This window comes from Streptomyces camelliae (assembly GCF_027625935.1).
GTDB classification, from domain to species: Bacteria; Actinomycetota; Actinomycetes; order Streptomycetales; family Streptomycetaceae; genus Streptomyces; species Streptomyces camelliae.
This window is the reverse complement of the sequence record NZ_CP115300.1, coordinates 1,557,574-1,569,580: the sequence shown is the minus strand read 5'-3', so window position 1 is coordinate 1,569,580 and position 12,007 is coordinate 1,557,574. Positions and strand designations below refer to the sequence as shown.

Genomic DNA, 12,007 nt, shown 5'->3' with positions numbered 1-12,007 from the left:
TGCGGACGAGGCCGCCGGATCAGCGGGCGCGGGTGAGAGACCGGTGTTTCGGCCGGTGTGTCACCGGGCTCACCGGGCTCCCGTCACGTCGACGAAGACCGGGTTGGAGTAGAACCAGGTGTCGGCCCACGGGTCGCCGTTCCCGGGCTCGTGCGGGACCGGGCCGTGCGGGTCGACGGACGCACCGAGGTAGCCGGCTCCGTGCCGGTTTCCGTCGCTGCCGCGCAGCCGCACGTAGAACGACTCGTCGCCGGCGGTGAGCGGGATGCGCAGGGTGTAGGTGCCGGTACGGCCGCTGACGTCCGCGGTGTGCACCACCGTGGTGTCCGGCGCCCGCCAGCTGTCCCGGTCGGTGGCCGGGCCGCGCACGGCGCCCCGGACGACGTCCACGTGCGCGAGGCGCGGCAGGATGCCGTGCGGGTTGGCGCGGGAGGCCGTCGTGACCGTCACCGACAGCGTGATCCGCTCGCCCGCGCGGACCCGCAGCCGCCCGCCGAGCGTGACGCCCGGGCCCTGGTCGCAGTCCCGCCGCACGCGCACGTCGAGCCCGTCGAGCAGATGCCCGTGGTCGACCCACACCCGGCCGGCGCGCAGGCCCGCCATCACCGCGCGGTAGCCGTAGCGGGTGACACCGACGTGGGTGCGGCTGAACTCGCCCGGCCAGAAGTCGCTGCCGGGCTGCGGGGTGTCCGTGTTCACCGGGTCGGGCAGTCTGCCGGTGTTGTCGAAGTTCCGGCCGGGCGCCCAGTCGCCGTTCTTCCAGGTGTCGAAGACCGTGCGGTGGTTGTCGGAGTTGGAGGTGATCGTGAACAGCCTGCCCTCGGCGAGCATCGAGTCCCACAGGCCGCCGACGGTCGCGGTCGCCCAGTCGAAACCGCCGTAGGTGAGGTAGGCGTCGGCCGGATAGCCGGACCACGACTGCGCGGACGGCTTGTTCTCGTACTCGCCGCGGATCGACGCCGGGCCCCGCCAGCCGGGGATGGCCGCGCCCTGGGCGCCGGGCGCGCCCTCCATGCCGATCACGATCTCGGGGGCCCACTCGTTCCCGCCGCCCCACCCTGCGTCCCGCCAGTTGCGCATCTCGTGCGGGGAGTCGATGCCGAGGCGCAGGGGGTGGTTGGCGAGCACGAGGACGTCGTCGACGTAGCCGGTGCGGCGCTGTTCGGCCAGCCACTGGATGGCCTTGACGGCGTGGGCCTCGTTGCGGGCGGTGTCCGTGCCGGTGGCGGAGCCGTCGGTGTAGCCGAGCAGCTTGCCGTCGTAGGCGAGCTCGAACCGGGTGAGCAGCTCGGTCTCGTTGGGGCCGGGCGCGGCGAACACGGTGGCGTGCTCGGCGGCCGGGATGTACCACTCCAGGCCCTGGAAGATCAGCTGACGCGGGTTCTCCGCACGGGCCTTGAGGATTTCGGCGTGCTCCAGCTTCGCGCCGTAGTAGGCGTGCCCGAAGTTGGAGTGCTCGTTGAACACCATCCAGTCCAGGCCGTACTGCGCGGCGGCCCGGGCCTGCTGGGAGAACGTGTACTTCGCGTCGTGGCTGTACACGGAGTGGACGTGGTGGTCGCCGACCAGGTAGGCGAGGTGCGGGTCCTCCCCGCCCAGGTTGTGCTGCGGGGACGCGAACGCGGGGGTCGCCGCCGACCCGAGCGCGAACGCGGCACCGAACAGGCCCGCGCGGCGCAGGAGCCCGCGTCTGGACACGCCCTGGGCGTCGAGGTCGGTGGGGGAGACGGAAGGATCGGCCCAGGTGGGCAGCTGCTGCTCGGTCATGATCGGGTAAGTCCTCTTCGAGGGCGTCAGTGGGTCATGAAGGAGGAGACGGGCAGCGCCCGGGAGACGATCCGGACGTCGCCGAGGCGGCCGTGCAGGATCTGGTCGATCTTGTCGGCGTACGTGTAGCCGCCGAGCAGCCACGGCAGTCCGACCGAGGCGATACCGGTGGCGGAAGCCTTCGGGTTGCGGACGACCGGACAGCCCTCGACGTACAGGGTCGTGTGCGTGCCGTCGTTGACGACGGCAAGGTGCCACCAGGTCTCCAGCGGCGTCTCCTGGCCCCAGTTGGTGGCGATGCCCTCCTGGTTGAGCGGGCGCATCGCCCACTGCGGCTCGCGGTCGTTGGACAACGAGAGGGTGGCCAGCGGCTCGTCGGGGTCGTCGGCGGTCTTGCCGGCCGCGCCGCCCGTGCCCCTGCGGCTGACGAGGCCGGCCCACGCGTTGTGGCCGGGGTCCCAGTCGGCCGGCAGACGGTAGAACGCCTCGATGGTGTAGCCGTCCTTGAACGTCGCCGCGTTGAGCGGCGCACCGTCGACGGTCTGGAGGTACGCGCCCTTCAGCGGGGACTTGTACCCGGTGAACTCCAGGCTGCCGTGGCCCGGCTGGTCCGGGTGGTGGTCCGCCGACCAGCCGAGGGTGCCGCCGCCCACCGAGACGACGGTGAGGTCGTTGCCGTTGCCGGACAGGTCGCGGACCGTGCCGGAGACGGCCGAGTCGAACCGCCAGTAGGCGGCCGTGCCCCGGATCAGCATCTTCGACGCGGGCCGCGCCGGGCGGGCCGGTACCGGGTCGAAGCCTGCGAAACGCTCCGCGAAGTCGATGCCGACCGAGAAGCGGTCCGCATCACCGCTCAGCTCGATCTCCTGCCGCTCCAGCTCGTTGAGGCCCTTCGCTGCCCGGCCCAGGATCCACGGCGAGACCGTCTCCACGTCGATGACGTTCCGGTCCAGGTCGAAGCGGTACAGGCGGATCATCGCCGCGCCGCCGAAGTAGCGGTTCTGGTAGTTGGTGAGGTGCAGGTGCACCTCGTTGCCGGCCGCGTTCTTGCGGGTCGCGCGGCCCGCCGGCCAGTAGTGGCCGTTGAGGGTGAGAAAGATCTGGTCGTGATCGTCGATCAGCTGGTCCCACAACTGCCGGCCGTACGTCGACAACTGGTCGTCCTCGACGACGAGTTCGTGCGTGGTGAGGATGACCGGAGTCTTCGGGTGCGCGGCGAGGACGTCCTTCGCCCAGGCGTACCCCTTCGCCGACAGCCGCCAGTCCAGCGCGAGCACCATCCACTCGCGGCCGGCCGCCTTGAAGAGGTGGTAGGTGTTGTAGCCGTCCGAAGAGGCCCCGCCGAACGTCGGCTTGCCCTGGAAACGCTGCGGCCCGAACGCGTCCAGGTACGGTGTCGGGCCGCGCTGGTCGTCCGTCGACGACTTCACGTCGTGGTTGCCGGCCAGGACGCTGTAGCCGACGCCCCGCCGGTCCAGCAGCCTGAACGCCTCGCTGATCGCGGCGAATTCGGCCTGCGCGCCGTTCTGGGTGAGGTCGCCCAGGTGGGAGAGGAAGACGATGTTCTCGCCGGATTCGCCGCCCTGCTCCAGCAGATAGCGCAGGGACGCCTCGACCGGCGCCTTGTCGATGCTGGGCCCGTCGAAGAGGTACTGGGTGTCCGGCATCACGGCGAGCGTGAAGCGACGGCTCTCGGTATCGGGCCGCCAGCCGTTCGCGCCCGCGGGAGCCGCCTCGGCGACGGCCGGCAGGCCGAGCCCGGCCGTGGCGGCGGCGCCCAGCAGCGCGGTGGCCCTCAGGAAACTGCGTCGTGCGGCACCGGCCTGCGCGGCCTCGCCCTGGTTGTGGTCATGCGACGTACACACGTGTGCTCCGTGAGAGGCGATGTGACAAGGAGGGAAGGCGGGGGGTTACAGAACGCGCAGGGTCCAGCTCCAGCGGTGGATGCCCGGGGCGATGCGGTAGGAGGGGAAAGTGTCGGGGCCGCACGAGGCCGTGCCCAGGCCCCGGTGCGCCGCGTCGATGTGCACGACACAGCCCGGACGAGGCATGAGCTCGTCGTGGTGCGCCGCGGTGGTCAGGTCCTCGGCCCGGTACCGGGTGACGGAGATCTGCCGCGGTTCGTCCAGGACGACCACGAGACCGGTGGCGTCCGGCGCCGACAGCGTGAACTGCCGTACGCCGTGCCGGCCGCCGCTCTCCTGCGGACGAAGATAAGGGGTGAACAACGCGTCGACCGGCAGCGAGTGATGGCCGACGGGCGCTCCCGCGCTCCGGTCGGGATACGACTCCCAGGGCCCCTGCCCGAACCACTCCAGCAGGTCGAGGCCCGGGGTCGTCTCGAAGACCGTGCCGACCCGCGCCACGTCGTCGAACTGCTCGGGCAGCTCGGCCTGTTCGTCGATCCGGACGCCGCCCTCGACCCGCGTGAACACCTGCCGGTGCGTGACGACCCCGACCGTGCCTGCGTACTCGGCCTCCACGGTCACCCGGCCGCCGTCCTCGCGCACCGACACGACCTTGCGGACGAGTGAGTCGAGCCCCCACGCCCGCCAGCGCTCCGCCATGCCGCCCAGCTCGTCGTTGTCGGTGGGCGCCCGCCACAGCGACAGCGTGGGGGCGGCCGCCAGCAGCGGATGGATCAGCAGGCCCTCGCCGTCGACCTCGACGGGCCGGTCCACGTGCGCGTCCTCGGCCGCGTCGGGCCCGCGCAGCCGGACCTGCGGCACGCACACCTCGGTGCCGCGCGGCGCCCACGGCTGGTCCTCGGCCACGGTCACCCGCAGCGTCAGCCAGGCCTCGCCGCCGTCGCGCGGCACCTCGAAGGGGAGCGGCACGGCGGCCGTCTCGCCGGGCCGCAGATCGGGCAGTTCAGCGGGTGCGGTCAGCGTCCGGCCGTCGGCCAGGGACAGCTCCCACTCGCCGGTCAGCCAGTCCAGGCCCCGGAAGTGCTGGTGGTTGCCGAGGACGATGCCCTCGTGCTTGAAGCACTCGATACGCACCGGCGCCGCGATCTCCCGGTGCTCGTACAGGGCGGGCTTCGGGGTGCGGTCCGGGAAGACCACGCCGTCCGCGATGAACGCGCCGTCGTGGATGGTCTCGCCGAAGTCGCCGCCGTACGCCCAGCGGTGGCCCGGCGCGGCGACACCGTTGTCATACAGTCCGGCGCCCCCACGCCCGACCGGTCTGCCGTCGTTCACACGCTGGAGAATGCCGTGGTCCCAGAACTCCCAGATGAACCCGCCCTGAAGACCTGGCGTTGACTCGATGGCCGCCCAAAGGTCCGCGAGGGTGCCGTTGCTGTTGCCCATCGCGTGGGAGTACTCGCACTGGATGAGCGGCCTGGTCTGCCGGCCCGACAGGGCGTGGGCGACGCAGTCCTCCAGCGGGGCGTACATCGGGCAGGCGATGTCGGAGCAGTCGTCCGTGGCCGCCCAGTCGAGCTTGGCGGCACCCTCGTACTGGATCGGCCGCGTCGGATCGTGCCGCCGTACCCAGCCCGCGGCCGCGTCGTGGTTCGCGCCGTAGTCGGACTCGTTGCCCAGCGACCAGACGATGACCGACGGGTGGTTCTTGTCGCGCAGCACCATCCGCGAGACCCGGTCCACGAAGGCGTTCAGATAGCGCGGGTCGTCGGCGATCTCGTGGGCATGGTCGTGCGCCTCGATGTCCGCCTCGTCCACGACGTAGAAGCCGAGTTCGTCGGCGAGGTCGTACAGCGCCGGATCGTTCGGGTAGTGCGAGGTGCGGATCGCGTTGAAGCCGAAACGCTTCAGCAGCACGAGATCCGCGCGCATGTCGTCGTACGACACCGTCCGGCCCGTCAGCGGATGGAAGTCGTGCCGGTTCACGCCCCGGATGAACACCCGCTCACCGTTGATCAGCAGGTCCCGGCCGACGATCCGGACGTCCCGGAAACCGATACGGTGCTGCGAGGTGTCGGCGACCGTCCCGTCGGCGCGGTGCAGGCGGACGGTGAGGCCGTACAGCTCGGGCGTCTCGGCGTTCCAGGTGCGCACCTCGGGGACCGTGGTGTGGATCCGGGCCTCGCCGAGGAAGTCGGAGACGCGTTCGTCCTCGACGTTGACGCGGTCGAACTCGTCGTCCTGGGCGAGGAGTCGACCCTCCAGTTCGCCGCTGACGTACCACCCGTCGGGCAGCGCCCCGCGCGCGTCCCGCACCCGGCAGTCGACGCGCAGCTCGCCGTCGAACCCGGCTCGCACGCTCACGTCGGCCAGGTGCAGCGGGTCGGTCGCGTACAGCAGTACCGACCGCGTCACGCCCCCGTGCCACCACTGGTCCTGGTCCTCGATGTGCGAGGCGTCGGACCACTTCACCACGGTCAGCCGTACGACCGACCGCTCGCCGGGACGTACGACATCCGTGAGGTCGAACTCGGCGGCCAGGTGGGAGTCCTTGGAGATGCCGGCGGGCCGCCCGTCCACGTGCACGAGCAGCACGCTCTCGGCGGCCCCGACCTGCAGCACGATCCGACGCCCGGTCCACTCGCCGGGCACGTCCACCTCGCGCTCGTACACGCCCGTCGGGTTGGCGGCGGGCGACTGCGGAGGGAATTCTGTATACGGCATACGGACGTTTGTGTACTGCGGACGGTCGTCCGTGTCCTGCATGGTCCAGACACCCGGAACGTGTGCCGACGACCACACATCGGACACCTGTGCGTCCGGAGCGGGAAGCAGCTGGAAGTGCCAGTCGCCGTCCAGGGAGAGGGCGTCGGACCGCCGGTCGACGGCGTTCATGGGGAGGCGCCCCCAGGAGGTCACCTCGGGGGCCTCCCAGGGGCGGAGGGAGATCAGGGGATCGGCGGGGAGTACGTCGGTCATGACCATTCCGGAGTCGGTGGTGGGGTGGGCCGGGGCAGGGGGCGGCCCTGCAGGCCCCAGGCGGGGTCGACGGGGATGCCGAGACGGTCCAGGACGGTGGGGGCGATGTCGACGAGGCGGGGTGTGTCGAGCCGGGTGGAGCCGGGGTCGGGCTCGGCGAGGATCACGAAGACCTCCTGTTCGGCACGGGTGTCGCCGCCGTGGCCGCCGGAGTCGAGGTGGCCGTGGTCGGTGGTGACGAGCACGGTCCAGTGCTCGTCGGCGCGTGCGGCGATCGCGTCCAGCAGCCGCCCGAGGTGGGTGTCCTGGGTCAAGAGGGCGTCGTCGTAGGCGGGGGAGAGGGGGCCCGTGGCGTGGCCGGCCTCGTCGGTGGCGCCGAAGTACACGAACACGGCGTCCGGGTCCTCCTCGGTGAGCCAGCGTTCGGCGGTGCGGGCGACCAGGCGGTCCGCGGTCTCGTAGCCGTCGGACTCGCCGTCGTAGTGCACCCGGTGGCCGATGGCGGTGCCGAGGGCGCCGCGGCGGACCAGCTCCGGCCAGGACACCGCGGCCGCGGTGCGCAGACCGGGGCGGGCGGTGCGGGCACGGCTGAGGAAGTCGGGGTAGCGGGCGTAGTCGGCGCCGGTGAAGTCGTTGCCGGTCACCCCGTGTCGGTCGGGCCACACCCCGGTCAGCACGCTCGACCAGCCGGGCCCGGAGTCGGTGTAGGCCATGCTGGTCGACGGCCCGCCCTCGGCCTGCCCGTCCGCCTCGCCGTACGGCAGCAGGCTGGTGCCGTGGGCGCCGGCGGCCATCAGGCCGTGCAGCACGGGTGCGTGGGACGGCGAGCGAAGCGAGACGGGGGTCCCGCCGGCCGGAGGCCGGGGGAGGGGCAGCCGGTCGTAGCGCAGCCCGTCCATGCCGACCACGAGCACCCTGCCGTGCGTGGTGCCGTCCCCTCCGGGGGCAGCGGCACGGTGACGAGGGAACGGCAGCCGTGCGGAAGGCCCCGTCCTCTCCCGCGCACCCTCACTCGGCGCCCGCCGTCCCCCGGCCTCGACGTCCGTCACCACGTTCCCCTCTCGTCTCTCGCGTTCTCCGGACAGGCACTGACCGCCCCGCCCCGCCGCACGCCGGATCAGCTGCCCTGCACCGCTCCCTCCGTGGCCCCCGCGATGAAGCCGCGGGCGAAGATCGTGAAGACGATCACCAGCGGGACGGACGCCATGAGCACGCCGGCCATGACCATGCTGTAGTCGGTGGTGTGGCCGACGTGGAGCTGGGCGAGCGCCACCTGGAGGGTGAGGTGGCCCGGGTCGGTGAGCACGACGAGCGGCCAGATGTAGTCGTTCCAGGCGCCGACGAAGGCGTAGATGGCGAGGAAGGACAGCGCGGGCCTGATCATCGGCAGCACGATGTTCCAGTACTGGCGGAAGAACCCGGCGCCGTCGATGCGCGCGGCGTCGAGGAGTTCGTCCGGCACGCCGCCCTCGATGTACTGGCGCAGCCAGAAGATGCCGAAGGCGTTGGCGAGGGCGGGCGGGATCAGCGCCTGGAGCGTGCCGACCCAGCCGAGGTGGGACATCAGGATGAACTGCGGCAGGACGGCCAGTTGCAGCGGCAGCATCATGAACCCCAGCAGCGTGGCGAACAGCACCCGGCGTCCGGGAAAGTCGAACTTGGCGAAGGTGAAGGCCGCCAGGGAGTCGACGAACAGGACCAGGACGGTGGTCACGCACGCGACGACGACCGTGTTGAGCATCGACCCGAAGAAGTCGATGGTGTCGAGCACGTGCCGGATGTTCTCCAGCAGGTGCGAACCGGGGGTCATCTTCGGCGGGCTCTTGTAGATGTCCTGGGTGGTGTTGGTCGCCATGACGATCGTCCACACGAACGGGAAGACCGAGATCAGGACGGCCAGGATCAGGACGATGTGCGCGGTCAGGCCCCTGGGGCGCCGGGACCGCCTCGTGTTCGTCGCGGTCATGACTTCCTCCCGCGCTGCACGATGCGCCAGTTGACGACGACCAGCACCATGATCAGTACGAAGAAGGCCCACACGATGGCCGCGCCGTAGCCGTAGTCGTTGTTGAGGAAGGCCGACTGGTAGAAGTACAGCAGCGTGGTCAGGCCGGCCTGGCCGGGGCCGCCGAGGTTCGCGTTGGCGGCGTTGCTGGCGAACAGGACCTGGGGTTCGCTGAAGCTCTGCAGACCGTTGATGGTCGAGATGACGACGGTGAACAGGATGATGGGCCGCATGACCGGCAGGGTGATCTGGAAGAAGGTACGCACGGGCCCGGCGCCGTCCAGCTTCGCCGCCTCGTAGATCTGCGTGGGGATGGCCTGGAGGCCGGCCAGGTAGATGATCATGTTGTAGCCGGTCCACATCCAGGTCATCAGCAGCGCGATGACCAGTTTGATCAGCCACGGATTGCTCAGCCACGGGACGGGCGAGATGCCGACCATGCCGAGGATCGCGTTGACCAGGCCGAAGTTGTCGCTGAACACCGCGCCGAAGAAGATCGACACGGCGACGATCGAGGTGACGTTCGGCACGTAGAGGGCGATGCGGTAGAAGCCCTTGAAGCGGCGCACCGAGTGCAGCAGCGTCGCCAGGACCAGCGCGCCGAACAGGGTGGGAACGGTGGACAGGACCCAGATCACCAGGGTGTTGCGGACCGACAGCCAGAAGACCGGGTCCTTCCACAGGAACCGGAACTGCTGCAGGCCCACGAACCGCATGGTGCCCAGGCCGTCCCAGTGCTGGAAGGCCAGATACAGCGAATAGAAGACAGGGAAGAACGAGAAGGCGAGGAAGACCAGGTAGAAGGGCGAGATCGCCAGGTACTGCCGCCAGTACGACAGCGGCCCGCGACGCCTGGGCGGCACGCTGCCCGCCGGTGGCGTGCGCCGCGGGCGGAAGCGGGCCGGGCCCGGCCCGCCGAGGCGCCCGGGCAACTCGGCGGAACCGGTGACCGGAGGTGACGTCACCTCAGCTCACCCCCTGGCGCTGGGCGATCTGCCTGGCCTGGCTGACGGCGTCCTTCCAGGCGTCGTCGGGCTTCTTGCCCTTGGCCTCGACGTTGGTCAGTTCCGTCATGTAGGGGGCCATGACGGCGGCGTCGGCGGGCGCCTCGTAGCTGTCCGGAATGGCCTGGGCGGCAGGGCCGAAGACCTCGATGATCTTCTGCCCGCCGAAGAAGGCGTCGGGGCCCGTCATGGCCGGCATCGAGTAGGCGGCCGGGGCGGCGGGGAAGATGGCGGCGTCGGTGAAGCCGCGGGCGTCGTTGGCCGGGCTGAGGATCCAGCTGATGATCTTGAAGGCCTCTTCGGGGTTGCGGCACTGCCGGGGCAGGGCCAGGTAGGAGCCGCCCTGGTTGGCCGGTCCGCCGGGCATCGCGCACACCCGCCACGTGCCCTTGGTGGCCGGGGCCGCCTGCTCGATGTCCAGCGCGTGCCAGGCCGCGCCGAGTTCGGTGGTCAGGCTCTTGCCGATGGCGGCGTTCCAGCTGTTGTCGTTGATCTTGGCGTCGAGGCCGAGCGTGTAGGGGCGGATCGCCGTGGTCCACGCGGCGCGTATGTGGTCCTGGTCGCCGATGAAGTGGTTGTTCTTGTCGATGAACCGCTTGGTGCCCTGGCCGACGGCCATGGTGAACACCGAGCTGATGTTGTTGACGAGGTAGGTGCCGGGCACCTTCTTCTTCAGCTCGGTGCCGAGCGCGAAGTAGTCGTCCCAGGTCTTGGCCGCCGCGGCGACCTTGTCGGGGTCGGTGGGCAGCCCGGCCTTCTCGAACTGGTCCGCGCGGTAGAAGAGCGCGGTGGGGCCGATGTCGATCGGGAAACCGATCTGCTTGCCGTCGGAGGTCTGGGCGAGCTTGGTCTTCCATCCCAGGTACTGGGACGAGATCTGCTTGAAGCCCAGGTCGTTCAGGTCGAGGAAGCGGGCGGCGTTGGGCAGGAAGGAGGCCATGTCCTCGCCCTTGATGCCGGTGATGTCGGGCACGGAGCTGCCCGCCGCGAGGGTGGTGGTGAGCTTCTGCTTGAAGTCGCCGCCGATGGAGGCGACGGTCAGCTTGGCCTCGCCGGCGAAGTGCGTCCTGGCCTCCGCGACCACCTTGTCGCTGAGTGCGCCACCCCAGTACCACAGGGTGAGGTTCTTGCCGTTCTTGGTGCCGCCCGAGCCCGAGCCGCCGCCGCATGCGACGGTCAGGCCGGAGGCGGCCGCGGTGAGCGCGGCGGCCTGGAGGAAGCCTCTACGAGAAAGGTCCACGGTCACTCCTGTTGTTCCTGTTCGACGTGGAGAGGGGGTTCGAGGGTCAGGGCCGCCGTTCGCGGGCGTGCGGGCCGACGGTCGGGTGAGGGGCCGGCGGGGTGACGGGGGCGTGGCGCACGGGCGGGCCGACGTCGACGGGGATACGGTCGGCCAGGAAGCCGTACGCGCGGCGCAGTTCGGGGTCCGTCAGCGAGCGCCACCAGCGGTCGACGCCGTACCAGCCGGGAGCCGCGAGCGCCCCGCCGTGATGCCGGACGGACAGGCCCGCGGCCAGGACCGCGAACCGCAGCCGCTCCGCCAGCGGCCAGCCGCCGAGCGAGGCCGCGACGAAGCTCGCGCCGAAGACGTCCCCGGCGCCCGTCGGGTCCAGGACATCGACGGCGAGGGCCGGGACCTCCGCGTACTCGCCGGTCGTCTGGTCGACGGCCATCGCGCCGTCGCCGCCCCGCGTGACCACCGCCACCGGCACCAGCTCGGCGAGCGTGCCGAGGGCCGCCGTCGCGCTGTCGGTGCGGGTGTAGGCCATCGCCTCGGTCTCGTTGGGGAGGAAGGCGTGGCACAGGGCGAGCTGGTCGAGCAGGTCCGAGGACCACTCCTGGGCCGGGTCCCAGCCGACGTCGGCGTAGATCCGGGTGCCGTTCGCGGCGGCCTTGGCGAGCCACTCGCGCGGTTCGGCCTCGATGTGCACGAGGGCCGTGCGCGCCTCGGGCGGGTCGCCCATCAGTGCGTCCTGCGAGTACGGGGGTTCCTGGCCGTGGGTCACGAGGGCCCGGTCGTGGCCGGAGGCGAGCGAGACGGTGACGGGGGTGGGCCAGTCGTCCGCGATACGGGAGAGCGAGAGGTCGACGCCTTCCTGCTCGTCGAGGACGCCACGGCAGTACGCGCCGTAGAAGTCGTCGCCGAAGACCGTGGCCAGCGAGGTGCGCAGACCGAACCGGGACGCGGCCACGGCGAGGTTGGCGATGCCGCCCGGGCCGCAACCCATGCCGGCCGTCCAGATCTCCTCGCCCGGCGTCGGCGGCTTCCCGAGCCCCGTGAGGACGAGGTCGTAGAAGAGCAGCCCGGTCAGCAGTACATCGGGCCTGTCGTCGTCCACGCGCACAGCCTCTCGTCAAAACTCGTCATTTTCGATGACCGGAATCGT

Annotated in this window: 8 protein-coding genes; all 8 read right to left on the bottom strand. The window is 70.9% G+C overall.

Features of this window, described 5'->3' with window-relative positions; all coding sequences use genetic code 11:
• Positions 1-69 precede the first annotated feature (69 nt).
• The 8 genes from O1G22_RS07370 to O1G22_RS07335 all read right to left on the bottom strand — a co-directional run bounded on the left by O1G22_RS07370 (position 70) and on the right by O1G22_RS07335 (position 11,959).
• A complete protein-coding gene (locus O1G22_RS07370) occupies positions 70-1,767 on the bottom strand; it encodes a histidinol-phosphatase (RefSeq protein WP_270080570.1) in 1,698 nt (565 codons plus the stop codon).
• A 26-nt stretch (positions 1,768-1,793) separates the two neighbouring features.
• Positions 1,794-3,632 carry a LamG-like jellyroll fold domain-containing protein gene (locus tag O1G22_RS07365; RefSeq protein ID WP_270080569.1) on the bottom strand — a complete coding sequence of 613 codons (1,839 nt, stop codon included), beginning with the start codon at positions 3,630-3,632 and terminating at the stop codon, positions 1,794-1,796.
• A 45-nt stretch (positions 3,633-3,677) separates the two neighbouring features.
• Positions 3,678-6,611, bottom strand: coding sequence for a glycoside hydrolase family 2 TIM barrel-domain containing protein (locus O1G22_RS07360; RefSeq protein WP_270080568.1), 2,934 nt, complete (start codon positions 6,609-6,611; stop codon positions 3,678-3,680).
• A complete protein-coding gene (locus O1G22_RS07355) occupies positions 6,608-7,510 on the bottom strand; it encodes an alkaline phosphatase family protein (RefSeq protein ID WP_270086356.1) in 903 nt (300 codons plus the stop codon). The genes O1G22_RS07360 and O1G22_RS07355 overlap by 4 nt, the downstream gene beginning before the upstream one ends.
• Before the next feature lie 218 nt (positions 7,511-7,728).
• Positions 7,729-8,577, bottom strand: a complete 849-nt coding sequence (locus O1G22_RS07350; protein ID WP_270080567.1) for a carbohydrate ABC transporter permease — start codon at positions 8,575-8,577, stop codon at positions 7,729-7,731.
• Positions 8,574-9,548 (bottom strand): carbohydrate ABC transporter permease, encoded by a 975-nt coding sequence (locus O1G22_RS07345; RefSeq protein ID WP_333492477.1) that lies wholly within the window; start codon positions 9,546-9,548, stop codon positions 8,574-8,576. Before O1G22_RS07345 ends, O1G22_RS07350 begins: the two co-directional genes overlap by 4 nt.
• A gap of 34 nt (positions 9,549-9,582) precedes the next feature.
• Entirely contained in the window at positions 9,583-10,860 is a 1,278-nt protein-coding gene (locus tag O1G22_RS07340) for an ABC transporter substrate-binding protein (protein ID WP_270080565.1), read from the bottom strand.
• Between the two features lie 46 nt (positions 10,861-10,906).
• Positions 10,907-11,959, bottom strand: coding sequence for a carbohydrate kinase family protein (locus tag O1G22_RS07335; protein ID WP_270080564.1), 1,053 nt, complete (start codon positions 11,957-11,959; stop codon positions 10,907-10,909).
• Positions 11,960-12,007 lie beyond the last annotated feature (48 nt).

Excerpts from the sequence above, each read along its gene's own strand:
- O1G22_RS07370 (WP_270080570.1), bottom strand. The coding sequence starts at position 1,767 with ATGACCGAGCAGCAGCTGCCCACCTGGGCCGATCCTTCCGTCTCCCCC.
- O1G22_RS07360 (WP_270080568.1), bottom strand. The coding sequence starts at position 6,611 with ATGACCGACGTACTCCCCGCCGATCCCCTGATCTCCCTCCGCCCCTGG.
- O1G22_RS07355 (WP_270086356.1), bottom strand. The coding sequence starts at position 7,510 with ATGGACGGGCTGCGCTACGACCGGCTGCCCCTCCCCCGGCCTCCGGCC.
- O1G22_RS07350 (WP_270080567.1), bottom strand. The coding sequence starts at position 8,577 with ATGACCGCGACGAACACGAGGCGGTCCCGGCGCCCCAGGGGCCTGACC.